The organism is Borreliella carolinensis, from assembly GCF_032595855.2.
Taxonomy (GTDB): domain Bacteria; phylum Spirochaetota; class Spirochaetia; order Borreliales; family Borreliaceae; genus Borreliella; species Borreliella carolinensis.
In genome coordinates this window covers 367,797-393,002 of record NZ_CP132453.1, presented here as the reverse complement: position 1 = coordinate 393,002, position 25,206 = coordinate 367,797, and the positions used below count along the sequence as shown (strand labels likewise).

Here is a 25,206-nt window from a genome sequence, read left to right as displayed (position 1 = left end):
GGGGAATAGTTTATGAATAAATTATTGTTGTTGATTTTGTTTGAAGGTATTATTTTTTTATCTTGTAGTGGTAAGGGTGGTCTTGAAAGTGAAAATTCTAAGGTATCTTTAATAATTGATGGAACTTTTGATGATAAATCTTTTAATGAGAGTGCTTTAAATGGTGCAAAAAAAGTTAAGGAGGAATTTAAGATCGAGCTTGTTTTAAAAGAATCTTCAGCTAATTCTTATTTATCTGATCTTGAAGGGCTTAAGGACGCAGGTTCAGATTTAATTTGGCTTATTGGGTATAGATTTAGCGATGTGGCAAAGGCTGTTTCTCTTCAAAATTCCGATATGAAATATGCAATTATTGATCCTGTTTATTCTACTAATGATCCTATTCCTGCAAATTTAGTGGGTATGACCTTTAGAGCTCAAGAAGGTGCATTTTTAACAGGGTATATTGCTGCAAAAGTTTCTAAAACAGGTAAAATTGGATTTTTAGGGGGAATAGAGGGAGAGATAGTAAACGCTTTTAGGTATGGTTATGAGGCTGGTGCTAAGTATGCTAATAAAGATATAAAGATATCTACTCAGTATATTGGTAGTTTTGTTGACATTGAAGCTGGCAGAAGTATTGCAACTAAAATGTATTCCGATGAAATAGACATTATTCATCATGCTGCAGGCCTTGGAGGCATTGGGGCTATTGAGGTTGCAAAAGAACTTGGTTCTGGGCATTACATTATTGGAGTTGATGAGGATCAATCATATCTTGCTCCCAATAATGTTATAACATCTACAACCAAAGATGTTGGTAGATCTTTAAATATTTTTACATCTAACTATCTAAAAACCAATACTTTTGAAGGTGGTAAATTAATAAATTATGGCCTTAAAGAAGGGGTTGTGGGGTTTGTAAGAAATCCTAAGATGATTCCCTTTGAACTTGAAAAAGAAATTGATAGTCTTTCTAGCAAAATAATCAACAAAGAAATTATTGTTCCACATGATAAAGAAAGTTATGATAAATTTCTTAAAGAATTTATTTGAATAAAGAATCGATTTATATGTTTTATTTTTAGGTATAAAAAACACATTGGTTTTGTTCGAATGATTTAAATGGAGAAATTTTCTATATGAGGATTGCGATTTTTATATTAGGCATTTTATTGACTTCTTGCTTTAGTAAGAATGAAATAGAATCTGGTTCAAGAAAAATTAAGATATCCATGTTGGTAGATGGCGTTCTTGATGATAAATCTTTTAATTCTAGCGCTAATACGGCTTTATTGCGCTTGAAAAAAGATTTTCCAGAAAGTATTGAAAAAGTTTTTTCTAGTGCTGTTTCTGGAGTTTATTCTAGTTATGTTTCAGATCTTGATAATTTAAAGAGGAATGGTTCAGACCTGATTTGGCTTGTAGGGTATAGGCTTACAGATGCATCTTTATTGGTTTCATCAGAGAATCCAGAAATTAGCTATGGAATAATAGATCCTATTTATGTCGATGATGTTCATATCCCTAAAAATTTGATTGCTGTTGTATTCAGAGTAGAGCAGGGTGCTTTTTTGGCTGGCTATATTGCAGCTAAAAAAAGCTTTTCTGGTAAAATAGGTTTTATAGGAGGAGTAAAGGGCAGCATAGTAGATGCATTTCGCTATGGTTATGAAGCTGGCGCAAAGTATGCTAATAAAAATATAGAGATTATGAGTGAATATTCCAATTCTTTTTCCGATGTTGATATTGGTAGGGTCATAGCTAATAAAATGTATTCTAAAGGAATAGACGTAATTCATTTTGCAGCTGGTTTAGCGGGACTTGGCGTTATAGAGGCGGCAAAAAAACTTGGCGATGGTTACTATGTTATTGGAGCCGATCAAGACCAATCACATCTTGCTCCTAAAAATTTTATTACTTCTGTTATAAAAAACGTTGGGGATGCATTATATTTGATTACTAGTGAATATATTAAAGATAATAATGTTTGGGAAGGTGGAAAAGTTATTCAAATGGGATTAAGAGATGGTGTTGTTGGTTTATCTAATGCGAATGAATTTGAGTACATAAGAGTTCTTGAAAGAAAAATAATCGACAAAGAAATTATTGTTCCTTGTAATCAGGAAGGATATGAAATTTTTATAAAACAAATATTAAAATTATAGACTTTTTAGATAGATTTTAATTTTCCAGTTTTTAATTTTTTAATTATGTTATATTTATTGTGTTATAATAAATATAACTACATTTCTATTGTTTTAGAGGATTTAGCATTGAATAAAAAAATGTTTCCCAAAATTTACTATTATGATCAAGACTTTATTGATATTTACAATAAAAGTTTATCTTGGATTCAAGATAAGGTTATTTTGCAAAAAGTTACAGATAAGGGTAAAAAAGATAAAAATTATTATTCGGAAAATTGCGATTATATAGATCAAATGCAAGCTTGTATGTCAAGCTTTTTTCTTGTCTATAGTAATGGGGAATATTCATCTACATCTGCAATTGATAAATTTTATCAATTGCAGGAAGAATCAGGTGCAATCAGAGCTAGATATGACAATAACAATGCTATTATTGATCTTGATGAGAATGAAGAGAACATTGGATTTCCTATTTTTGCGTGGGCTGAATATAACTTATATCATAAAACAGGAAATAAAAAGAGAATTTCTGAAGTTTTGCCAATTCTTGATAAGTATTATAAATGGATAGAGAGCAAATTTTTAAAGGAAAATGGTCTTTATTCAATTGATGTAAATAAAATTTTTTATAAAAACTCTCCAAGAGTAGATGCATATTACCCTGTAGATTTTAATTCATTACAAGTTCATAATGCATATTGTATTTCTAAATTAGCAGACATTTTAAATGATAAAAATTTATCACTTGAATACAAAAAGCGATTTTTTTCCCTTAAGGTCAAAATTAATTCTTTAATGTGGAGCGAAAAAGATGGATTTTATTATGATCTTGATGTTAATGAAAATATTCTTGAAATTAAGACAATAGTGGGATTTTTACCAATGCTTTCCGAGATTCCCAGTGAGGACAGAATAGAAAGAATGATTTTTTATTTAAAAAGCACTAAACATTTTGGAACTCCAAATCCTTTTCCAACACTTTCTGTTAGTGAACCAGGTTTTAGTGAGGATGGTAATGGATATTATGGGTCAGTTTATACTTATATGAATTTTTTTGTAATCAAAGGTCTTGAATATTGTGGTCGTGCAAATATTGCAAGAGAATTTACTATAAGACATTTGTATTATATATTAGACACTTTAATGCCGTTTAATAAAATTAAAGGGCACATTTGGGAAGCTTATAAGCCCATGCAAGAAGGGCCCGCATATTTTGATTCTAATAAAAAAACTTATACTGAGAAAGGTCTTATTTGTTATCTTGCTCTTTTTAGTATTAGTTTGATGATAGAAAATATTATTGGGCTTACAATTAGTTTGCCTGATAAAACTGTATATTGGAACATACCCACTCTTGAGATTATGGGGATAGAAAGCTTATCTCTTAAAAAGAATCAAACTACAATAATTTGTAATAAAGGGAAAAGAGGTTGGGAAATAAAAATGGAATCTGAGAAACTTTATTATTTTACAATAAATATATTAAATAAAAAAGAAAAAACCCTTCCTATTCCTTCAGGAAGATGTTCTATGTTGTTGGATAAGCTTTGATGAATTAGATTCATTAAATGTCTTGTAAAATTTAAATTTTTGGGGGCCTTTTAATGATAGATATTGATGAATTGAGAATTTTTCTTAAAGAGAAGAGTTATTCTAAAATTAAAGAAAAATTTTTAAAGCATGACTCCTTTGATATTGCTGAGGCGCTTAAAAAACTTAATGGAACTGAATTGATTTTGCTTTACAGATTTTTGCCCAAAAAAATAGCAGTTGAAACTTTTTCTAATTTTGACCAATCTACAAAAAATAAATTAGCAAATTCTTTTACCAATAAAGAAATAAGTGAAATGATTGATGAGTTGAATCTCGATGATGTTATTGACCTTTTAGAAGAAGTTCCCGCAAATGTTGTTCAGAGATTTTTAGCAAGTTCTACAGAAGAGAATAGAGAAATTATTAATAAATTTTTGTCTTACAGTGATGATTCTGCAGGTTCGATTGTAACAATTGAATATGTTGAGCTTAAAGAAGATTTCACAGTTGGCAGAGCCCTTGATTATATTAGAAGGGTAGCTAAAACCAAAGAAGATATTTACACTTATTATATTACAGATGATGAAAAGCATTTAAAAGGAGTTATAAAAATTGAAGATTTAATATTGGCTAAAGATGATGTTATTCTCTCATCAATAATGAGAAGTAGTGGGTTTTATATTGTGGGGGTCAATGATGAGAAAGAGGATGTTGCACTTCTTTTCCAAAAACATGATATTACCAGTGTTCCTGTTGTTGATAATGAGGGAAGAATGATAGGGGTTATTATTATCGATGACATTTTAGAGGTTATTCAGTCTGTAAATACTGAAGATTTTCAAATGATTGCGGCTGTTAAACCTTTAGATACGTCTTATCTTGATACTTCTATTTTAGTTATGACAAAAAATAGGATAATTTGGCTTTTAGTTCTTATGGTATCTTCTACTTTTACAGCTACAATCATTTCAAATTATCAAAATTTAATGTTGTCTTTAGTGGTTTTGGCTAGTTTTATTCCCCTTTTAATGGATACTTCAGGCAATGCCGGCTCTCAGGCATCTGCTTTAATAATTCGTGAGCTTGCTCTTGGTACTGTTAAGGTAAAAGATTTTTTTAAAGTGTTTTTAAAGGAAATATGTGTTAGTATTCTAGTGGGAGCAATTCTTGCTGGTGTTAATTTTTTAAGAATTGTATTTTTTGTGGCTCCACACCATTCTGATAAGTTGAAAATAGCTTTTGTAGTTTCATCTTGCTTAATGGTAAGTTTGACAGTAGCAAAGATATTGGGAGGTCTTTTGCCCATTGTTGCTAAAATTTTGAAGTTGGATCCAGCACTTATGGCAGGCCCTTTAATCACTACGATTGCAGATGCTATTACTTTAATAGCTTATTTTAATATAGCAAAATGGGTTTTGGTTAGTTATGCTGCTTAAATTTCATTTAAATATGTTGATTGGTATTTTTTTATAATAGGACATTTTTAATGTATAATTGTATTTTTTGTAAAATAGTAAACAAAGAGCTTCCTAGTTATAAAGTTTATGAGGACGATTTGGTTTTAGCATTTTTAGACATTAATCCTTTAACTGTTGGGCATACTCTTGTTATTCCCAAAGAACACAGTGAGAATTTATTGAACATGGATGATAAATTTAGCGAGAGAATTTTAAAAGTATGTAAAAAAATTTCAAATGCTTTAAAGAAAATAAATTCAAGCATTTATGGTGGAATAAATATTTATTCTGCTTTGGGGGCTGGTGCGGGGCAAGAAGTTTTTCATACTCATTTTCATGTAATTCCAAGGTTTAAAAATGATGGTTTTGGCCTTAAGAGAGGTAATAAACTTAATCTTGAAGTTGAAAAATTTAAAGAGTTGTCTATGCAAATAAGTATGAATATTTAATTTTATTTTGCCAAAAAGGATTCTTTATGAAAAGAAACTTTTTATTCTTTTTTGTTTTTATGCTTAATACATTAAGAATTTATTCAGGAATTCCGGGATATCTTAATGTATACAGTGGAATTGGGGTTGGTGTTGATAATTTTACTCAAGATTTATTCTTCTATGAAAGACTTAAGTATCAATTTTTCAGTGGAGTTGGGGTTAATGTTTCTCAAAATTTAGCATTTGGTGGAGAATTTAATTTAGATATTAAATTTTTACCAAGCCATACTCCTTACACCGATGAGATTATATTTATGTTGAATGATCAAGCACATTTGAGGCATTCTATAAATTATTTCATAATAAAAGATGTTACATTCTCAATGAGAATATATGGTAATTATTTCTTTTTATCCTATACCCCGATGTTTAGTTTAATCTTTTTTACAGGTTTACAATTTTCATACATTGGTGCAAAAATTTGTTTTATAGATTCAAGTGATTGGACATTGCTGGATAATTTTGTTTTGGGAGTAGACATTGGAGCTAGAATTAATATAGATTTTATTTTTTTGGAATATACAGTCTCTCCAATTTTTTACAACAAACCTTTACTTTTAAATCAAATGCATAAAATAACATTAGGCTTTATTTTTCAGTATGATGTAGCAACAAGGAATGAAAGCGAAATACTTTCTATTTTATAAATTTAATGAGCTTAAGGATATTTTAAATTTTCTTCTTTGATGTTGTTTAATATTTGCAAGTATTTAGAAGATTCATATTTAGCCATATCAAGGTTGTGTTCCTTATAATTTCCACATTCCTTATCGCTTGCGCCCGGAATAGGCTCTGAAAAATTTACGATTTCGGAAAAAAGCCACGATACTAGATCAATAAGATCTTTACTTTCATAGTCTCCAAAAATTATTAAGTAAAAACCAGTTCTGCATCCCATAGGACCAAAATATACTATTTTTTCGGCCCAAACTTTATTATTTCTAAGCAAAGTGGCTCCTATGTGTTCTATTGTGTGTATTGCTGCGTTTTCAATTATTGGTTCGATGTTGGGAGCTTTGATTCTAATATCTATTGTAGTAAATATTACATTTTCAAAAGTGTCTTTTCTTGAGACATATATTCCAGGGTTTAGTTTTGTGTGATCTATTGTAAAACTTGTTATTTTTTTCATTTTTTTAGCACTGTTTGTATTTTTTTTACAAAATCTAATTTTTCCCACTCAAATTCATTTTTCCCAAAATGGCCATAAGTGCAGGTTTTAAGATATATGGGTTGTTTTAATTTTAATTTTTCAATTATTCCGCTGGGAGTTAAATCGAAGTTATTAACAATAAAATTTAATATTTTGTTTGCATATTTAGGATCAGTTATCCCCGCGGTTATTTGAATAGATATTGGATTTTCAATTCCAATTGCATATGCGAGCTGTAGTTCAAATTCTTTAGAAATTCCGGCTGCCACCATATTTTTTGCGATATATCTTGCCATATAGGCAGCTGATCTGTCTACTTTTGTGGCATCTTTTCCGCTGTATGCTCCTCCTCCGTGTCTTGCAAATCCTCCATAGCTATCGGCAATAATTTTTCTCCCTGTAAGACCAGTGTCTCCGGTAGGTCCTCCAATTACAAAATTTCCGGAAGGATTAATGCAATATGCAGTATTTTCATCAAGCATTGATTTGTCTTGAATGGTGGGTTTGATAATTTCTTCAATTATTGTTTGTCGTATTAGTTCTTGGGAGATGTTTGGATCGTGTTGATGAGAGACTATTATATTTTTTATTTTTATGGGGTTTCTGTTTTTATCGTATTCGATAGTAACTTGAGATTTTGAGTCGGGTCTTAACCATTTTATTGCTCCTGATTTTCTAAGACCGCTAGCTTTTTTTAGAATTAAATTGGCAAGTTCATAAGGAGCTGGTAAAAAATTTTTTGTTTCATCGCAGGCATATCCAAATATTATTCCCTGATCACCTGCTCCAAGGGTATTGGATTCCTTTTTTTCAATTGCGTTTACAATGTCGCACGATTGATTGCCAACAGCGTCTATTACTGTTATTGTTTTGTAATCAAGCCCATAATCAATATTTGTATAGCCTATATCTTTGATGATGTTCTTAGCAATTTCTTTTATATCTATATTTTTTTTTACAGGACTATTTATTTCTCCTGCTATTACTACTAAATTTTGTGCAATTATGACCTCGCAAGCTACTTTTGCATTTTTATCTTCTTTTAGTATTTCATCAAGGATGGCATCAGAGATTTGATCTGCAATTTTGTCTGGATGTCCTTCAGATACAGCCTCAGAAGTTAAAGTTTGGTTAGCTGCTATTATTTTATTCATATTAGCCTAATAAGTTCCTTTATCATTTTGCTTGAATTTATTGATGATGTTTTTAAAAATTTATTAAAGTCTATATGGTTGTCTTTATTTTTTGGTAAATCAGAAATTGAACGAATGATTATGAATGGTATTTTAAATATGTACGCTACTTGAGCTATTGCAGCTCCTTCCATATCTACAGCTAAAGCATCTTTGAAATTTTTTTTAATTGTTTCAAGATTTTTTTCATTGTCAACAAATTGATCTCCTGTTAGTATTAAGCCAATGTGGGTATCAATGTTTAGAAGTTTGCTGTCGATAATATTGACCGCTTTTTTCAGTAATTCTTCATCTGCTTTAAATTTTTGTGGCAAATTGGGGACTTGTCCTATTTTGTGTCCAAACTTGGTTAAGTCGAAGTCATAGTATGCTGTTTCTGAGGATACTATGATATCTGATATTTTAAGGTTAGAATTTTCTTTTATTCCTCCAGAACTTCCAGAGTTTATTATATGAGTGATTTTATATTTAGAGATAATTTGACTGCTCCAAATTGCTGCGTTAACTTTGCCAATTCCTGTAGTTAAAGAGATTACATCTTTTCCTAAAATTTTTCCTTTATAAATTTTTTTATTTTCTAAGTAGTCATTTAGTACAATTTCTTCTTTGTTATCAAGTATTTTATTTATTTCTTCTGATTCTTCTTGCATAGCTGATATTATCAAAATCATATTTTTTCTCCTTTAAATGTTTTATATAATATCTATTAAAGAATATTTATTTTTAATTAGCTCTATTTCATTTTGATTGAGTATTTTTTTTATTCCTGTGTTTGTGTTTGGTATAGATTGAACACTGTGTTGCTCATTTTTGTCTACAACTTTTCCATTTTTTATTATGTGGTTTATGTATGGGAGATTTGGGTTAGAATCATCTATATCTACTATTTTGGCTATAGAATTGTCATTAAGCTCTACAATAAAGTCTAAAGGACAAGAAGATATTGCATTGATTATTAGCTTCAAAACCCTTTTGTCAAATTTTTTGTCAGCATCTTGAATTAATTCAATAATAGATGCTCCAGAATTAAAAGATTTTTTGTATGCCTTATCTAAAATGATGGCAGAATAGGCGCTAGCGGCACCTATTATATTTGATTCTATGCTGATGTTTTCACTTGTTAATCCTTTAGGATAACCAGTTCCGTCCAGATTTTCTTTATGTGTTAGAAGTGTCAAACATATTGATCGAGACAAATTGCTCGTTGAAGCTATTTTATAGCTTATTATGGGATATTTTTTTATTATTTCTAGTTCTTCGTCAGTTAATGCTTCTTTTTTTTCGCTAATTTTTGTTGGAATGAATAAAAATCCTATTTTGTGTAAAAGGGCAATACTACAAAGTTCTACTGTTTTATAGTTATTTAGTCCCATTTCATTGCCAAGAGCCACTGTTAAGATAGCTGTATTTACTGAATGAATAATGTGATAGTTTGCAGAAAGCTTGGGAATTCTAAAATATTTGATAAAAATTTTTTTCTGTTTTTTGTAAAACTCTATTACTTTTTTTACAGTAGGCATAATGTCTTGGTAATATATTTTTTTATTTCTTTTGCAATTTTCATAGATTTCTTCTAAATTGCTTATTATTACATGATAACTAGAAATAGCCTCTTCGTTGAATTTTTTGTGTATTTCTTCATATTCTTTTTTAACAGAATCATCACTGAAAAAATTTTTTCTCTCTTTAAGGTATGACTTTAAATTCCATTTTTCAATAAGTTCAATGTTTTTGTCTCCAATAAATGCATTCTCAGGCCAAACTAAGAATTCTTTGTCTATTAAATATGATGAATTTTTTATATTTTTGATAATGCTTTCAAAATTTTGCATTTATTCCCTTGAAATTAAGCCCTATTAACCATGTATAGCATATTATTTATTAATTGTCCATCTATTAGTATAATGTATTTATTATATCTCAATTTTTGAATTAAGCTTTTTTGAAGAGATTTTTATGGTAGAAAAAATACGCTTAGGTTTTAATATTATTTTTCTTGGATTATTTATTTATTTTCTGGCAATTTTAAGATTTCAAATAAAATTAAGCTTCATTTTGTTTAATTACCAATTTATTTTGATTTATTTTTTATTGGTGATTGTTTTTAATGTTATATATTCCCAATATTTTTTTTCAAGATTGTATTTTATTTTAAATGGGATGGAAGATACATTTACTTTTTTAAAGCTTAAAATGGTTCGTAAAAAGCTTAAAAGTGTTTTTGAAATATCTATTCTTCTTAGATTTATTTTAATAAAACAAGATAAAAAAAGTCTTGATGAGCTTTATTTTTATTTAAAAGACACTAGATTAAAGCATAAAACAATAATGGAGCTTTATTCTGTTCTTATTAGCTTTAGAGAAAAAGAAAAGGCTTCTAGTTTGATTTTAAATTACAAGAACAGTAGAAATAAGTGGGTGAAATATTGTGAAGCTCTTAGTATGTTGTCATTTGAAGAATACTCAAAGTTAAAAGAGTTGGTAAATTTTTTAGATAAGTTTTTTTTGAAAAATGATATTTTTACTATTTATTTCTATTATTTATTGCGCAAATCAAAAGCATCTTTTGATTTGCTTGAAAGCAAAAAAATTGAAATTAGAAATCGATATTATAAATTTAAAAACAGGATAGATTCTAAACATACAAAACTACTTGGTTCAAATTTATTTTTTGTTGTTTTTTATTATATTTATGATTTTTCTAAAAAAGATGTTTTTTATTAAAGGAGTTGTGTTTTGAGTATAAGGGTTCGTTATGCACCCTCTCCAACGGGTTTGCAACATATTGGTGGGATTAGAACAGCTTTGTTTAATTATTTTTTTGCAAAGTCTTGTGGAGGTAAATTTTTACTTAGGATTGAGGATACAGATCAGAGCAGGTATTCTCCAGAAGCTGAAAATGATCTTTATTCAAGTCTTAAATGGCTTGGTATTTCTTTTGATGAAGGTCCTGTTGTAGGAGGTGATTATGCTCCTTATGTTCAGTCTCAAAGAAGTGAAATATATAAGCAATATGCTAAATATTTAATTGAATCTGGGCATGCATATTATTGCTATTGCGGTCCTGAAAGGCTTGAAAGGATTAAGAAAATTCAAAATATTAATAAGATGCCCCCCGGATATGATAGGCATTGTAGAAATTTAAGTAGTGATGAAATTGAGAATGCGCTAATTAAAAAAATCAAACCTGTTGTTAGATTTAAAATCCCTTTAGAAGGAGATACGAGTTTTGATGATATTTTGCTTGGAAGAATTACATGGGCAAATAAAGACATTAATCCCGACCCTGTAATTCTCAAGTCAGATGGATTGCCGACTTATCATCTTGCTAATGTAGTTGATGATTATTTAATGAAAATTACTCATGTATTAAGGGCTCAAGAATGGGTTTCCTCAGGTCCGTTGCACGTGCTTCTTTATAAGGCTTTTAAATGGAAGCCGCCTATTTATTGTCATCTTCCAATGGTTATGGGAAATGATGGTCAAAAATTAAGCAAAAGACACGGATCAACAGCTTTAAGACAGTTTATTGAAGATGGGTATCTTCCAGAAGCTATTATTAATTATGTTACTTTGCTTGGCTGGTCTTATGATGATAAGAGAGAATTTTTTTCAAAAAATGATCTTGAGCAATTTTTTTCAATTGAGAAGATCAATAAATCTCCTGCGATTTTTGATTATCATAAGTTGGATTTTTTCAATAGCTACTATATTAGAGAAAAAAAAGATGAAGATTTGTTTAATCTTTTGCTCCCTTTTTTCCAAAAAAAGGGGTATGTTCCTAAGCCCAGTAGTTTGGAAGATAATCAAAAATTAAAGTTATTAATTCCTCTTATAAAGAGTAGAATTAAAAAATTAAGCGATGCTTTAAATATGACTAAATTTTTTTATGAAGACATTAAATCTTGGAATTTAGATGAGTTTTTAGGCAGAAAAAAAACAGCCAAAGAGGTTTGTTCTATTTTAGAATTAATAAAGCCTATTTTAGAAGAATTTGAAAAAAGATCGTCAGAAGAAAATGATAAAATTTTTTATGATTTTGCCGAGAGTAATGGTTTTAAATTGGGAGAAATTCTTCTGCCTATTAGAATTGCAGCGCTTGGTAGCAAAGTCTCTCCGCCGCTTTTTGATTCTCTAAAGTTGATAGGCAGGGCTAAAGTTTTTGAAAGAATAAAATTAGCACAGGAATTTTTAAGAATAAATGAATAACTATTAAGGATATTTTTATGGTTAGAATGGAAGATATTATTTCTCTTGCGAAAAGAAAAGGGTTTGTATTTCAGTCTTCAGAGGTTTACGGAGGCCTTTCGGGAGCTTGGGATTATGGTCCTTTGGGAGTTGAACTTAAAAAAAATATAAAGAGAGAGTGGTGGAAGAGCATGGTGTATTTGCATGAAAACATTGTAGGTTTAGATAGTGCTATTTTTATGCGCCCCGAAATTTGGAGAGCATCTGGGCATGTTGATGGTTTTTCGGATTCTATGGTTGATTGCAAAGATTGTAAAAGTAGATTTAGAGCCGATTTTATTGATTTGTCAAAAAATTGTCCGAATTGCAAAGTTGGGAATAATTTTACATCTCCAAGAAGTTTTAATTTAATGTTTAAGACTCATATTGGAGCAGTGGAGGATGGCTCTAATGAAGTTTATTTAAGACCTGAGACGGCGCAAGGAATTTTTGTTAATTTTAGGAATGTTTTGGATTCTTCAAGGCTTAAGATCCCTTTTGGAATTGCTCAGGTAGGTAAAGCGTTTAGAAATGAGATAGTTACTAAAAATTTTATATTTAGAACTTGTGAGTTTGAGCAAATGGAAATGCAGTTTTTTGTTCATCCCAAGCAAATAGATGAGTGGTTTTGTTATTGGCAGCAAAATAGAATGAATTTTTTTATAGAAACTCTTAAAATTAGGCCTGATAGATTAAAATTTAAGGCCCATGATTCAACTCAGCTTGCTCATTATGCAAAAGCCGCATTTGATATTGAGTATGAATTTCCTTTTGGATTTCAGGAAGTGGAAGGTATTCACAATAGGGGTAATTATGATTTAACTCAGCACGCTAAATTTTCTAACAAACCCAAAATATTTGAGTATCATGATTTGTTAACAAAAGAGAAATATGTGCCTTATGTTATTGAAACTTCTGCGGGTCTTACAAGGTCTGTTTTAATGACCCTTTGTGATGCTTATTCTGAGGAAGAGCTCTCAGATGGGGACAAGCGTATTGTTTTGCGCTTACATCCCAAGTTGGCTCCTTACAAGATTGCTATATTTCCTCTTGTTAAAAAAGTTGAGCTTGTTGCGGTTGCTAGAAGAATTTATATGGAGCTTTGCGATGATTTTCATATATTTTACGATGATTGTGGAACAATAGGTAAAAGGTACAGACGTCAAGACGAAATAGGGACTCCTTATTGTGTAACAATAGATTATGATACCCTTGAGGATGAAACAGTTACTGTTAGAGAAAGAAATAGTATGACCCAGAAGAGAATTTTTATTAATGATTTATATTCATACATTAAGACTGAGATTTTAAATTATAAAGAGGATTTTAATAAATGAATCTTGCTTTAAGTCTTTTACATAAACGCGGATTTTTAAAGCAATGCACATCTTTAAAAGTTTTAAGTGATTTAATGAATAGAGAAAAAATAGTTTTTTATGCAGGAGTTGATGCAACGGCTAGTTCTCTTCATATTGGTCATTTGATTCCCTTTTTAGCAATGATGCATCTTAGACAACACGGGCATATACCAATTGTTTTAATTGGAGATTCTACAGCAAAAATAGGCGATCCTTCTGGAAAAAGTAAGATGAGAAAGATTTTATCTTCAGAAGAGATTAGCAATAATGCCTTGTTGATAAAAAATCAACTTCAAAGAATAACTAAGTTTACTTCAGAATGCTTTATTCATAATTCAAATTGGCTAGATAATCTCAATTATATTGAATTTTTAAGAGATATTGGCATGCATTTTTCTGTTAATCGTATGTTAAGCTTTGAAACTTATAAAAGAAGGCTTGATTTTGGACTTTCATTTATTGAGTTTAATTATCAACTTTTACAGTCTTATGATTATTATATGCTTAATAAAATTAAAAATTGTATACTTCAAATTGGTGGGGATGATCAATGGGGGAATATTATCTCAGGGGTTGACTTAATTAGAAAAAAAAATGGATCAGAAGCTTTTGGGCTTACGTTTCCATTAATTACAAGAAATGATGGGAAAAAGATGGGCAAATCAGAAAAAGGTGCTGTTTATCTTGATTCCAATCTTTACAGTATTTATGATTTTTATCAGTATTTTAGAAATACTTCAGATTCTGATGTAAAAACTTTTTTGTATCTTTTTACTTTTTTACAAGAAGATGAGATTGAATTAATTTCAAATTTTAAGGGAACTTCTTTAAATAAAGCTAAAGAGATTTTAGCTTTTGAAATAACTAAAATTGTTCACGGAGAAGCGGAAGCTTTGAAAGTTCAAGAGGCAGCTTTTGCTGCATTTAGGGGAAGTGGAGATAGAAGCAATATTCCATTTTTTAAATTTAGCTTTTCTAATTTGGAAGAAGAAGTATTATTGGTTGATTTAATGCTAGATTCAAAAATTGTGCCCAGCAAATCAGAAGGCAGAAGATTGATTGATTCTGGGGGTGTTTATATTAATGGCAAAAGGGTAGAAAATCAGAACCATCTTCTTGCTAAAAAGGACTTTAATAACAATGAAGTTGAATTAAGAGTAGGTAAAAAAAAATTTTTACGAATTGTTTTATAGTTGATTTTGGATGTATGATAGAAGAGCTTTAAATTGTTTATTTTTTAACACTTTTTTATTTTTCATGGAATCTAAGCATCTTGTGTTTACAGAAGAGCACATTTTTTATGGGCTTATTAAAAACGATAAAGTTAGAGAACTACTTAGTTTATGTGCAATTGACTTTTATAAACTTAATAAACAACTAGAAGAATTTTTTAGTAAACTTCCCTTAAGAGTCAATTATATCCCAGACTATGTTTCTAGTATGGATTATTTGTATGAAGATATAATTAGTGTTCTTTTTTTTTATAAAAAACCTTATAAAATACAAGAAAAAGATTTATTGTGGGTGCTTGTCAAAAAAAGAAAGAATAGCATTTTAGATGCACTGCTTAGCTCAGGGTTTAATTTAACTATTTTTGACAAACTTATTGAAGTTCATGATTATTTGGCTTTAAATACTAAATCTGCCTCAGGCTACAGTGAATTAATTGCAGAATATATTCATAGTAATGCACCAAAAAGGAAAGGAGGCTTTCATATTTTTGATGATAAGCGTGATAAGTTGGATCAAAATAATATTTTCTTAGAAAGTAAAGATTCTATTGGTAATTTTTTAACAAACGTTATTGATACTTTGGATTTAAAATACAATCCTTTAATTGGTAGAAATCGAGAATTATCTCGATTAATCCAGGTGATACTTAGAAAGCACAAAAGTAATCCTATTTTATTTGGAGAACCTGGTGTTGGAAAAACAGTATTAATCCAAGGTCTTGCATATAAAATAAAAACAGAGAATGTTCCAAAGGATTTAATAGGATATGAAATCTATTCACTTGATATTGGCAGGCTTATTTCAGGCACTAAATATAGGGGGGATCTTGAGAGTAGGGTGAATAGGGTTTTAGATTTTTTAAATTCAAGAAAAAAAGTTATACTTTTTATTGACGAAATCCATATGATAGTAGGGGCAGGAGCTACTTCATTTGGTAGTATGGATATTTCCAATTTGTTGAAGCCCATTCTCACTTTAGGAAAAATTAAATTTATTGGGGCTACTACAGAATATGAATATAGAAAATTTTTTTTAAAAGATAAGGCTTTAATGAGAAGGTTTCAGAGCATAGAGATTAAAGAGCCTAATTTTGAAGATGCTTATAATATTTTACAGGAGATTAAAAAAGATTATGAGAAATATCATAATGTGGAATATACAGATGAGGCAATACGGGCTTGCATTCTCATGTCTCAAAAATATATTAAAGATAGATTTCTTCCAGACAAAGCTTTTGATATTTTAGATGAATTGGGTTCTAAATTTAAGCTTGAAAGCATAAAAAGGATTATAACAAAAGAAGATGTTTGTGATCTGATTAAATCTATTGTTGGTTCTAATATTTTTAATTTTGAAGAGTATGATAGCGAATTATTAATTAATTTAGAAAATAGAATAAAAAAAGAACTTATTATACATGATAACTTGGTATTTGATTTAATATTAAATATTAAATTATTAAAGTGCAATTTGCTTGTCAACAGAAGTACTATTGGTATATTTGCCTTTATTGGTGCTTCTGGATCAGGAAAGTGCAAATTGCCGGATATTTTGTCACAAGAGTTTAAAATTCCAAAGTTTAGTCTTAACATGGGTGAGTATAGTGATTTTAATTCTCTTGATAGATTGATTGGGCCTGTTTTAAGTAATGAAGGGTATTATGAATCTACTAGGTTTTTCAAATTTTTAAACAAATCTTCTAATTCTATTATTTTCTTATCAGATTTTGATAAATGTGATAAAAGGGTTTATGATTTTTTTTTGGAGGGATTTAAAACAGGCAAACTTTTTGATGGTCTTGGGAAAAAGGTAAGTTTATCAGAAAGTTTAATAGTAATAAGCGTCAATGTTGAGAGCAAGGAGCTTAATAGTATTGGCTTTAAAAATAAAATGATGGGGGAAAATGATTTTAACTTTATATTAGAGAAGAGATTTTCTAATAAGTTTTTAGAGTTAATAGATCATGTGTTTGTATTTAAATCTATTGAGGAGTTAGATTTTGAAAAAATCATTTTTAATGAACTTGATTGTTTTGCAAGGATATTAAGAGATAGAAAATTTGATGTTTTTTTTGAAAAAAGCGTTGTTGATTATATTCGAGAAAAGATCTATGGAAAGGGTTACAGCTTGGAAGGTGTTAGAAAATTTATATTCAAGGAGTTAGGAAAGCTTTTAATAGATGAAATTCTTTTTAAGAAAATTGAAAATTCTGGTAAAATAAAAATCTATTTAGATGAAACAATAAAATATGAGTTTTTATAAGGTTATAGGGAGTATTTATGAAAATATCAGTAATAGGGGCAGGCGCTTGGGGAACGGCTATTGCAAAGTCTTTGTCAGATAAATTTGATTTTAATATTTTTTTATGGGCTTTTGAAGAAGATGTTAAGAATAGCATTAATAATGATAATATTAATGCCAAATATTTAAAGGGAATTAAATTGCCAAAAAATTTAGTTGCAAGTTCAAATTTGTTTGAAGTTGCAACAATGTCTGATTATATTTTCATTGCAACGCCTTCTCTTTTTACTGTTGATATTTTAAAAAAATTGGATCAATTTTTACATTCTTTAGAGATAAAGCCAAAGCTAGCAATACTTACAAAAGGGTTTATTACTTTTAATGGTAAAACTCAGACTGTTATTGAAGCTGCCGAGAGAGTTATGAGAGGATATAAAGACGAAATTACTTATATTGTTGGTCCAAGTCATGCTGAGGAAGTTGGACTTGGCGTGATAACAGGTCTTGTTGCGGCTAGCAATAGTAGGGAAAATGCATATTTGTTTATTAATTTATTTAGTAAAACCCCAATTTCTTTATTTTATAGTAACGATGTTTTTGGAGTGCAAATAGCAGCAGCTTTAAAAAATGTGTTTGCAATTGCATTTGGAATTTTGGATGCTTATAAATTGAATTATCCTAATTTAATAGGTAGTAATACAGAATCATTATTATTTTCAATATCCTTGAATAATATAAAGGACATTGCAATTGAGCTTGGGGGAAGAAATATTGAAACGTTTTTATTTTTGTCTGGTTCTGGTGATTTAGATGTTACTTGTAGAAGCATGTTTGGGAGAAATAGACGATTTGGTAATGAAATTGTGAGCAAAAATATTTTAGAAAACTTTCTTAGCATAGATGATTTGATAAGCAATATTGAAAAAATTGGATATTTGCCGGAGGGGGTTTTGGCTGCGAAATCAATTTTTTCCTTTTTTAAACAATTAAATCGTGATCTTAATTCCAATAGTTTGTTAAGCGTTATATATAAAATTTTGAATAAAGAGCTGGAGCCTAAATCTGTTATTGAGTATATGAGAGATGTTAGACAGTAAGTTGAACAATAAAATAAAGCCTCTGCAGAGGCTTTATTGTTTTTGATCATTCATCATATATAAAATTTTATTGTAAACATCTTCTATTATTTCAAAATTCATTACAATTTCTGTAAGTTCATTAGATTTGATAGTTCCTATTATGTTGTCATTTTTTGTTAAATCGTCTCTTTTGACTAAAGAATTGCTGTCTACTAAAATTTTTATTCTTGTTAGATCTTTTTGTATATTTTTAATATTTTTAATTCCTCCAAAGCATTCTACAATATGCTCTGCTACTTTGATTTTATTTGTTTTTTCTAAATTTACCATAGCAATTTTATTCCTTATAGAAGGCTTTATATGCTAAGTAAGCATTGTATAAATCAAATTTAGAAGTTATTTCCATTGGAGAATGCATACTTATGACAGCAGGTCCCATGTCTATTGTTCTTATTCCATAGCTAGCTAAGAATTTAGCAACAGTTCCGCCGCCGCCTTCTTCTACTTTTCCAAGAGTTGCTACTTGCCAGTCTATATTGTTTTTATTTAATAATTGCCTAATATAAGAAACAAGCTCAGCATCAGCATCACTGGCCATACTTTTTCCACCATGTCCTGTGTATTTCATTATGGGTATTCCATAGCCAAGTTGGGGAGCATTTTGTTCGTCATGAACTGAGCTGAATAGTGGGTTTATTGCTGCGCAAACATCAGCAGAAATGCTTTTTGAATTCCACAAAGCTTTTTGTACGTGAAGATTGCTGTATTCTGATTTTTTAATTTTAAAGATCATATCAGAAACAAAATATTCAAGATATCTTGAGTCTAGACCGGTTGAACCTGTTGAGCCAATTTCTTCTTTATCTACAAGAAAGCAAATGGCTGTTTTGTTTGGAGCCCCTTCAAGATCAAATATAGATTCTAGAGAAGTGTAAACGCATATTTTGTCGTCTTGTCCGTAAGCGCCAATTAAAGCCTTGTCAAATCCAACGTCTTTTGCTGTTCCTGCAGGCACTATTTCAATTTCTGATGATACGAAATCTTCTTCTTCTATTTTATATTTTTCTTTTATTAGTTGCAAAGTTGCCATTTTGACTTTATCTTTTTCTTTTGTTTCGATTGGCAGGCTCCCAATTAAAATTTTTAGATTTTCACCCTCAACAATTTCATCTGATTTTTTATTTCTTTGTATTTTTCTATCAAGATGAGGCAAAATGTCAGGAATTATAAATACAGGATCGTTTTCATTGTCACCAATATTGATTTCAACCTTTTCTCCATTTTTTAAAAATACCACACCTCTTATTGAAAGGGGTGTAGATAACCATTGGTATTTTTTTATTCCCCCATAATAGTTGGTTTTAAGAAATGTAAGTTCGTTTTCTTCAGAGATTGGTGAAGGTTTTGCATCAAGTCTTGGTGAATCTGTGTGAGAAACAATGAAATTCATTCCATTTTCAATAGGATTTTTGCCAATGATAGCAAAAGCAACAGATTTTTCTCTACAGGTATAAAAAATTTTGTCGCCTGGCATTAAATTTTTTTTCTCCTCAGCGTTTACAAATCCCAATTTTTTTGCTTTATCTAGGGCATAGGCTATGACTTCTCTTTCTGTTTTAAATTTACTTATAAATTTTTTGTAACTTTCGGAAAAATTGAAAATTTGATTTTTTTCTTCTTCATTTAAACGTATCCATGGATTTTGTTTTTTCATATTAATAAGACCTCCTGTTTCATTCTAACATTTTAATTGTTTTTAAAGTGTGTACAAAATAAATTATTTATTGTAAACTTACTTTTAATTTTAATATGATTAATAAATTATAAGGGAGAATTTTTATGTATAAAAATGGTTTTTTAAAAAACTATTTGCTATTGTTTTTATTTTTTTTAATAATTGCTTGTGCTTCAAAAGACAGTTCAAATGAATATGTTGAGGAACAAGAAACAGATAAATCTTCTAAGCTTGATGATTCTAAAATAGATGAACATACTATTGGGCATGTTTTTCATGCTATGGGAGTGGTTCATTCAAAAAAAGATCGAAAAAGTTTGGGAGAAAATATAAAGGTTTTTTATTTTTCTGAAAAAGATGGACACTTTCAAACAATAACTTCAAAAGAGGGTGCAAAGTTAATAGTTTATTTTTATGACAATATTTATGCAGGAGAAGCTCCAATTAATATCTCTGGAAAAGAAGCGTTTATTTTTGTTGGGATTACCTCTGACTTTAAAAAGATTATAAATAGTAATGTACATGGTGCTCGAAGTGATCTTATTGGCACTTTTAAAGATCTTAATATTAAAGATTCAAAATTGGAAATTACAATTGATGAGAATAATTCAGATGCCAAGACTTTCCTTGAATCTGTTAATTATATTATCGAAGGTGTTGAAAAAATCTCACCTATGTTAACGAATTAATTTATATTTTTGATTTTTTAGGCTTTAATTTAGAATTTAGATTAAAGCCTATTTTAAAATCAAGCTCTCAAGTCCTTTTATTAAAATTTCTGCTGTTTTTACGTTAGTTGCAAGCGGTATTTTATGTACATCGCAAAGCCTAATAAGAGCTGACACATCTGGTTCGTGAGGCTGGCTTGTTAGGGGATCTCTAAAGAAAAATATAGCCAAGATATTTCCTTCAGCTACTTCAGCTCCAATTTGCTGATCTCCCCCCATAGGTCCCGATTTATATTTAACAATCTTAAGATCGGTAGCTTGTTGGATTTTAGATCCCGTTGTTCCTGTTGCAATAAGCTTGAATTTGGATAAAAAGAGATGGTTTTGTTTGGCAAAATTTACCAAATCTTCTTTTTTTTTATCATGCGCAATTAATGCTATTTTTTTTTCTATCACTTTTATTCCTTTTCCAATGTAAAATAATTTTTATTGAAATTTAATAAAATTTAGTCATAAGTATAATTTTAGATTTCAATTTTTTAGAATTTATATTGGTTCTGGTTTGTGCCATAAAAATCCTTGCCCATAGTCTATTTCTAGTTCATTTATTTTTTTTAATATTTCCTCATTATACACAAATTCGGCAATAATTTTTATATTTTTTGTATCTGCTATTTTTTTAATAGATTCTATTATTACAAAATCTATTTCACTGGAGTTTATTGCTTTTATGAAAGATCCGTCTATTTTAAGCAAGTCTATTGGTAGTGTTTTAATATATGAGAGTGATGTATGCCCGCTTCCAAAGTCATCAAGCGCTAATTTGATTCCAAAACTTTTTAATTCTTGAAAATATTTGTTTATTATTTCAAAGTTTTCAAGAATTCCAGTTTCTGTTATTTCCAAACATATATTTTGAAGCGGGATTTGGCTTTTCAATAAAGTATCTCTTAAAAAGATTCGAAAGTTTTGAGATTTTAGTGAATAAGGAGATATGTTAATTGAGAAAATGTGAATTCCATTTTTTGATACAAAGCTTTTGTATTCTCTTAAAGCCTTTTTAACCACCAATGTATCAACCTCAACAGTTAAATTATATTTGTCTATTAGGTTAAAAATTTGATTGTTTGGAATTGGCTTGCCCATGTGGTCAAAAAGTCTTGTCAAGATTTCTATTTTAGGTTTTAAGTTTTTTTTAAGTGGATTTATTTTTTGATAATAAAGAGTAAAAAAATCATTTTTTATTGCTTTGAGTATATATTGAAAGATTTTGTTTTGATTTTTTAAAATCATCGCTTCTGGCAGTTCTTCTTTGTATATAGTGGGATTAGAGTCTTTGTATTCCGACGATATTTTTGTAGCCATCATTAATTTGGGGATTTTTAATTCTAAGTTTTCTTTTAAATTTACCTCTATTATTCCAATATTGAATTTAAATACAATAATATCTTCTTTTTTAAATGCCAATGCAATTGTTTTTTTGATTTTTTGGGCAATTGAGATTATTTGCTTTTCACCACCACTTGTGCATATGATTACTATGAAATTGTTGTGTTTTAGTTTAAAAATATATTCAGAGTATAATGACATTATTTTTGAATACATTATTTTAATTATTTTTATATTAAGCTTTTCTTGATCTTCTTTGTATTCATATTCTGCTGTTAGGGATACGTCTAAATTAAGCAAATATATTCTTTTTTTTTTGTAAATATCCATATGATTTACTAGTAATTTTTCAATTTCTTTGGCATTTTGAATCTCGTCTTGCGAGTCAATAATTTCTAGGTATTTATAGTTTTCTATTTCATTAGGGTTTGATATTTCTTTAATTGTTATTAATTTATCGATATTGTTTTGAGCGATTGTGCTAATAAATATATCTACATGTAGTTTTTTGTTGTTTTTTAAAGTTAAAAGACAATCGGTTATTAATATATTTTTAAATTCAGGAATAGAATTTGTGCGGTAACTTAAATCTATTCTTTCTAATTTTTCCCAATCTCTGACATCTATGTCTGTTACTTTTATTATATTTCCAGAGGTTTTCATTGGAAGATCAAGATTTTTACTACCTTTTTCATTGATATAAATAATTTCATTTTTGGTGTTTGTGATGATTACTATTTCTTTTATGAGCTCTGATAAATTTAAAAAGAAATCCAGAGTTGTGTTTTTATTGTCACAAAATAGCTTTTTTTGATGTATTAAGCTTTGTTTATATTCTAATTCGCTTATATCTTTTATTATTTCAATATGATTAAGTTTTAAATATTCGTCATCAAATTTTTCATTGCTAATTATAATAGAATGGATTTTGTTTGTATTTTTTAATTCATTTGCAATGTTTATTGAAAAATCTATTGGTTTTTCATCATTATAAATAATAGCGAATTTAATATTATTTTGTTTTACATATTCGCTGTATAAAGCTTTTTCAGATTTTACGATTTGAATTAAGTTAAAAATGGATTTAAGCTTTATGAGATCTCTAACTTCAATTTCTTTTTTAGAGATTATAACTGAATTTATATTTTGATAATTATTAACCTCGTTCATTTTATTGGCTTGCTCTTTTCTTAATTTTTGAATGCCAAATTGGTAGTATTTTTTATTTTTTTATCTGCAATTTTTTTAGTTACTATTATCCAGATTAAGCCTGAGAGCATTAGTGTTAGCGAGAGAATTTGTCCCATTGATATGTTTAAAAAAGAAAATTCAGACAAACTTTTAATTGGCTTATAGTTTATTATAAATCCAAGTTCTTTGTCTGGCTCTCTTAAATATTCAATAAAGAATCTGAAAAAAGCATAAAGCATTACATATACACCAAAAATAAATCCATCATATTTTTTGATTTTTCTAAATAAAAACCACATCAACAGAAAAGTTACAGGCCCTTCGAAAAATCCTTCAATAAGTTGAGAGGGTATTCTTGGGAGGTTGATTAGCAGATCATGAGGCGAAATTTCAAGCCCTACTGATGATGCAAATTCTTTTACACCTGGCATATTTGTGTCAAATGGTTCCGCATTGGGAAATATTATCCCCCCTTTCATTACTCTTCCATAAAGTTCTGCATTTGCAAAATTAGCAAGTCTTCCAAGTATGTATCCAGAAGAAAAAGCTATTGATCCATAGTCTGTTAGTTTTAGAAAATATTTTTGAACATTTGTATTTTTAAGCTTTGTATTTATTATGATTAGAGGAGCAATTATTGCCCCTAAAAAACCACCATGGATGGCCATACCTCTAAAGCCTGTAAAATTCCAATGTTGGTCGAATGGCAAAAGGATTAACCAAGGATTAGAATAATAAATTCCCGATTTATCGTAAACCAAGGTAGATGCCAATCTGCCTCCTAAAATTGCTCCAAGTACAAGTGAGAACATAAATGTTTCATAATCTTCTTTTTTGATATCAATGTTGTCTGATTGTATTTGATACCAAATAAACTTGTAAGAGATTAGTATGATTAAAATATAAGATAGGCTATACCATGTAATTGGTATGCCTTGAATCACTTCAGGATGTAACCAACTTGGGTAGTTTATGTAATTTGGCATTAGACCTCCTTAGCCTTTTCAAGCTTTTCAAAAAGCTTTTTTTTAAATAACATATTTTGTTTTCTTAAGGTTTCGATTTCTCTTTTCTGAGATTTGATTATATCAATAATTTCGCTACTTTCTATTGTTTTGTTTTTTATTAACGATTCAAGGTATTCAATTTTTTCAATGTATTCTTCTTGAGCTTCTTTTAGTACAAAATCATAACTTTCATTTAAATCTTCTTCGTTTAAAAACTCAGCATCATTTGTTAAATCTTCAATTTCGATTAATTTTTTTGCAATTTTTTTTATGCTTTTAGAGGTTGGGCTTGTGGGCTTGTATATAGTGATGGGGATTTTGCTGTTTAAAGCTTGATCAACCATTTCATCTTTATAGATTGCTCCAATACTTTGTAAGTTTATGCTTAAATAGTTTTTTGCCGATTTTATTATTTTTTCGGTTTTTTCAATGTCTTTGGGAGCTTTTAGCATATTAAATATCATAAAAGGACTAATTGTCTTAAACAATTTGTTAAATTTAAAATAATTTTCAGGATCTTCGTTTTCAAGCTTTAACAGCAAATTAGGTATATAAACCCTTTGAAGATCGATTGAATTTTGTTTTATTGTTATGAGAATTTCATTTCCTTTTGTTCCTCTTTTAAAAACGCTTGATAACAGTCTAAATATTATATTTTTAAGAAATAAATATGCATTCATTGTGGCTGTTACTGTTGGTGTTGTTACTATTACTCCTCTTTTTGACATTAAAAAAAAATCTATGATATTAAAAGCTGTTCCTGCTCCAAGATCAATCACTAAGTAGTCATATTTTAAAGATTTTAAATTTTTTATTATGGTTTTTTTTTGAGAAGCAGCTATATTAGCAAGTTCTGGAATGTCAGAATCTCCCGCAATGAAGTTTAGATTTTTAATTCCAGATTGAATAATGATGTCTGAGAAATTAATCTTTGTTTTTAAAAATGTTCCTATACTTTTTTTGGGGGTAATGTTTAACATTGAATGCAAATTTGATGCTCCAAGGTCAAGATCAACAAGTAATACACTTTTTCCTTCGTTTGCCAGGCAAATTGCTATGTTTGTTGAGAAAAGGGATTTGCCAACTCCCCCCTTACCACTGGCTACAGGAATAATAATCAAG

Annotated in this window: 23 protein-coding genes; 13 read left to right on the top strand and 10 right to left on the bottom strand. The window is 29.1% G+C overall.

The genetic code is table 11. The features are described 5' to 3' along the window. The first annotated feature begins 12 nt into the window (after positions 1-12). The 6 genes from bmpA (at position 13) to QIA46_RS01850 (ending at position 6,257) form a co-directional block, all read left to right on the top strand. Positions 13-1,035: a nucleoside ABC transporter substrate-binding protein BmpA gene (gene bmpA / locus QIA46_RS01875; protein ID WP_317268238.1), complete on the top strand. Its 1,023-nt coding sequence runs from the start codon at positions 13-15 to the stop codon at positions 1,033-1,035. A gap of 86 nt (positions 1,036-1,121) precedes the next feature. Further along, entirely contained in the window at positions 1,122-2,147 is a 1,026-nt protein-coding gene (gene bmpB, locus QIA46_RS01870) for a nucleoside ABC transporter substrate-binding protein BmpB (RefSeq protein ID WP_317268237.1), read from the top strand. A 108-nt stretch (positions 2,148-2,255) separates the two neighbouring features. Further along, complete coding sequence (locus tag QIA46_RS01865) at positions 2,256-3,680, top strand: MGH1-like glycoside hydrolase domain-containing protein (protein ID WP_317260203.1); 1,425 nt, start codon at positions 2,256-2,258, stop codon at positions 3,678-3,680. 53 nt (positions 3,681-3,733) lie between these two features. Beyond that, positions 3,734-5,098 carry a magnesium transporter gene (gene mgtE, locus QIA46_RS01860; RefSeq protein WP_301341531.1) on the top strand — a complete coding sequence of 455 codons (1,365 nt, stop codon included), beginning with the start codon at positions 3,734-3,736 and terminating at the stop codon, positions 5,096-5,098. Between the two features lie 50 nt (positions 5,099-5,148). Beyond that, positions 5,149-5,568 (top strand): HIT family protein, encoded by a 420-nt coding sequence (locus tag QIA46_RS01855; protein ID WP_231011277.1) that lies wholly within the window; start codon positions 5,149-5,151, stop codon positions 5,566-5,568. A 26-nt stretch (positions 5,569-5,594) separates the two neighbouring features. After that, positions 5,595-6,257 (top strand): hypothetical protein, encoded by a 663-nt coding sequence (locus QIA46_RS01850; RefSeq protein WP_317268236.1) that lies wholly within the window; start codon positions 5,595-5,597, stop codon positions 6,255-6,257. A gap of 11 nt (positions 6,258-6,268) precedes the next feature. Here the strand turns inward: QIA46_RS01850 and QIA46_RS01845 are convergent, their stop codons facing one another. The 4 genes from QIA46_RS01845 to pdeB are packed head-to-tail and all read right to left on the bottom strand — an operon-like array spanning position 6,269 to position 9,788. Further along, the gene (locus QIA46_RS01845; protein WP_301341529.1) at positions 6,269-6,742 is read right to left on the bottom strand and encodes an S-ribosylhomocysteine lyase; all 474 of its coding nucleotides are present in this window, start codon (positions 6,740-6,742) and stop codon (positions 6,269-6,271) included. Continuing rightward, complete coding sequence (gene metK, locus QIA46_RS01840) at positions 6,739-7,917, bottom strand: methionine adenosyltransferase (RefSeq protein WP_317268235.1); 1,179 nt, start codon at positions 7,915-7,917, stop codon at positions 6,739-6,741. The genes QIA46_RS01845 and metK overlap by 4 nt, the downstream gene beginning before the upstream one ends. Further along, complete coding sequence (locus QIA46_RS01835; protein WP_317268234.1) at positions 7,914-8,627, bottom strand: 5'-methylthioadenosine/adenosylhomocysteine nucleosidase; 714 nt, start codon at positions 8,625-8,627, stop codon at positions 7,914-7,916. Before QIA46_RS01835 ends, metK begins: the two co-directional genes overlap by 4 nt. A 21-nt stretch (positions 8,628-8,648) precedes the next feature. Then, positions 8,649-9,788: a cyclic di-GMP phosphodiesterase PdeB gene (gene pdeB, locus QIA46_RS01830; RefSeq protein ID WP_316256144.1), complete on the bottom strand. Its 1,140-nt coding sequence runs from the start codon at positions 9,786-9,788 to the stop codon at positions 8,649-8,651. Positions 9,789-9,912: 124 nt separating this feature from the next. Between pdeB and QIA46_RS01825 the strand changes: the two genes are divergently transcribed. Genes QIA46_RS01825 through QIA46_RS01800 form a run of 6 tightly spaced genes read left to right on the top strand, consistent with a single transcriptional unit; the run spans position 9,913 to position 18,112 of the window. Then, positions 9,913-10,680: a hypothetical protein gene (locus tag QIA46_RS01825; RefSeq protein ID WP_317268233.1), complete on the top strand. Its 768-nt coding sequence runs from the start codon at positions 9,913-9,915 to the stop codon at positions 10,678-10,680. A gap of 12 nt (positions 10,681-10,692) precedes the next feature. Further along, on the top strand, positions 10,693-12,165 hold the full coding sequence (gltX, locus tag QIA46_RS01820; RefSeq protein ID WP_317268232.1) for a glutamate--tRNA ligase: 1,473 nt from the start codon (positions 10,693-10,695) through the stop codon (positions 12,163-12,165). Positions 12,166-12,182: 17 nt separating this feature from the next. Continuing rightward, positions 12,183-13,520 (top strand): glycine--tRNA ligase, encoded by a 1,338-nt coding sequence (locus QIA46_RS01815; protein WP_317268231.1) that lies wholly within the window; start codon positions 12,183-12,185, stop codon positions 13,518-13,520. Further along, positions 13,517-14,734 (top strand): tyrosine--tRNA ligase, encoded by a 1,218-nt coding sequence (gene tyrS, locus QIA46_RS01810; protein WP_317268230.1) that lies wholly within the window; start codon positions 13,517-13,519, stop codon positions 14,732-14,734. The genes QIA46_RS01815 and tyrS overlap by 4 nt, the downstream gene beginning before the upstream one ends. A 10-nt stretch (positions 14,735-14,744) precedes the next feature. Beyond that, on the top strand, positions 14,745-17,036 hold the full coding sequence (locus QIA46_RS01805) for an AAA family ATPase (RefSeq protein ID WP_317268229.1): 2,292 nt from the start codon (positions 14,745-14,747) through the stop codon (positions 17,034-17,036). 17 nt (positions 17,037-17,053) lie between these two features. Then, positions 17,054-18,112, top strand: coding sequence for an NAD(P)H-dependent glycerol-3-phosphate dehydrogenase (locus tag QIA46_RS01800; RefSeq protein WP_317268228.1), 1,059 nt, complete (start codon positions 17,054-17,056; stop codon positions 18,110-18,112). Positions 18,113-18,145: 33 nt separating this feature from the next. On the opposite strand, the gene QIA46_RS01795 is transcribed toward QIA46_RS01800, so the two are convergent. Together QIA46_RS01795 and QIA46_RS01790 are read right to left on the bottom strand one after the other, a co-directional pair. Then, entirely contained in the window at positions 18,146-18,424 is a 279-nt protein-coding gene (locus QIA46_RS01795; RefSeq protein ID WP_317268227.1) for a PTS sugar transporter subunit IIB, read from the bottom strand. Positions 18,425-18,431: 7 nt separating this feature from the next. Beyond that, complete coding sequence (locus QIA46_RS01790) at positions 18,432-19,808, bottom strand: aminopeptidase (protein ID WP_317268226.1); 1,377 nt, start codon at positions 19,806-19,808, stop codon at positions 18,432-18,434. A 125-nt stretch (positions 19,809-19,933) separates the two neighbouring features. Between QIA46_RS01790 and p22 the strand changes: the two genes are divergently transcribed. Beyond that, positions 19,934-20,518: a lipoprotein P22 gene (gene p22 / locus QIA46_RS01785; RefSeq protein ID WP_317268225.1), complete on the top strand. Its 585-nt coding sequence runs from the start codon at positions 19,934-19,936 to the stop codon at positions 20,516-20,518. Positions 20,519-20,566: 48 nt separating this feature from the next. Here the strand turns inward: p22 and mgsA are convergent, their stop codons facing one another. The 4 genes from mgsA to QIA46_RS01765 form a co-directional block, all read right to left on the bottom strand. Then, positions 20,567-20,950, bottom strand: coding sequence for a methylglyoxal synthase (gene mgsA / locus QIA46_RS01780; RefSeq protein ID WP_317268563.1), 384 nt, complete (start codon positions 20,948-20,950; stop codon positions 20,567-20,569). A gap of 93 nt (positions 20,951-21,043) precedes the next feature. Then, positions 21,044-23,056 carry a cyclic di-GMP phosphodiesterase PdeA gene (pdeA, locus tag QIA46_RS01775; RefSeq protein WP_317268224.1) on the bottom strand — a complete coding sequence of 671 codons (2,013 nt, stop codon included), beginning with the start codon at positions 23,054-23,056 and terminating at the stop codon, positions 21,044-21,046. Positions 23,057-23,076: 20 nt separating this feature from the next. Next, positions 23,077-24,063: a prolipoprotein diacylglyceryl transferase gene (gene lgt / locus QIA46_RS01770; protein ID WP_317268223.1), complete on the bottom strand. Its 987-nt coding sequence runs from the start codon at positions 24,061-24,063 to the stop codon at positions 23,077-23,079. After that, positions 24,063-25,205 (bottom strand): MinD/ParA family protein, encoded by a 1,143-nt coding sequence (locus tag QIA46_RS01765; RefSeq protein ID WP_317260186.1) that lies wholly within the window; start codon positions 25,203-25,205, stop codon positions 24,063-24,065. Before QIA46_RS01765 ends, lgt begins: the two co-directional genes overlap by 1 nt. Between the last annotated feature and the right edge of the window lies 1 nt (position 25,206).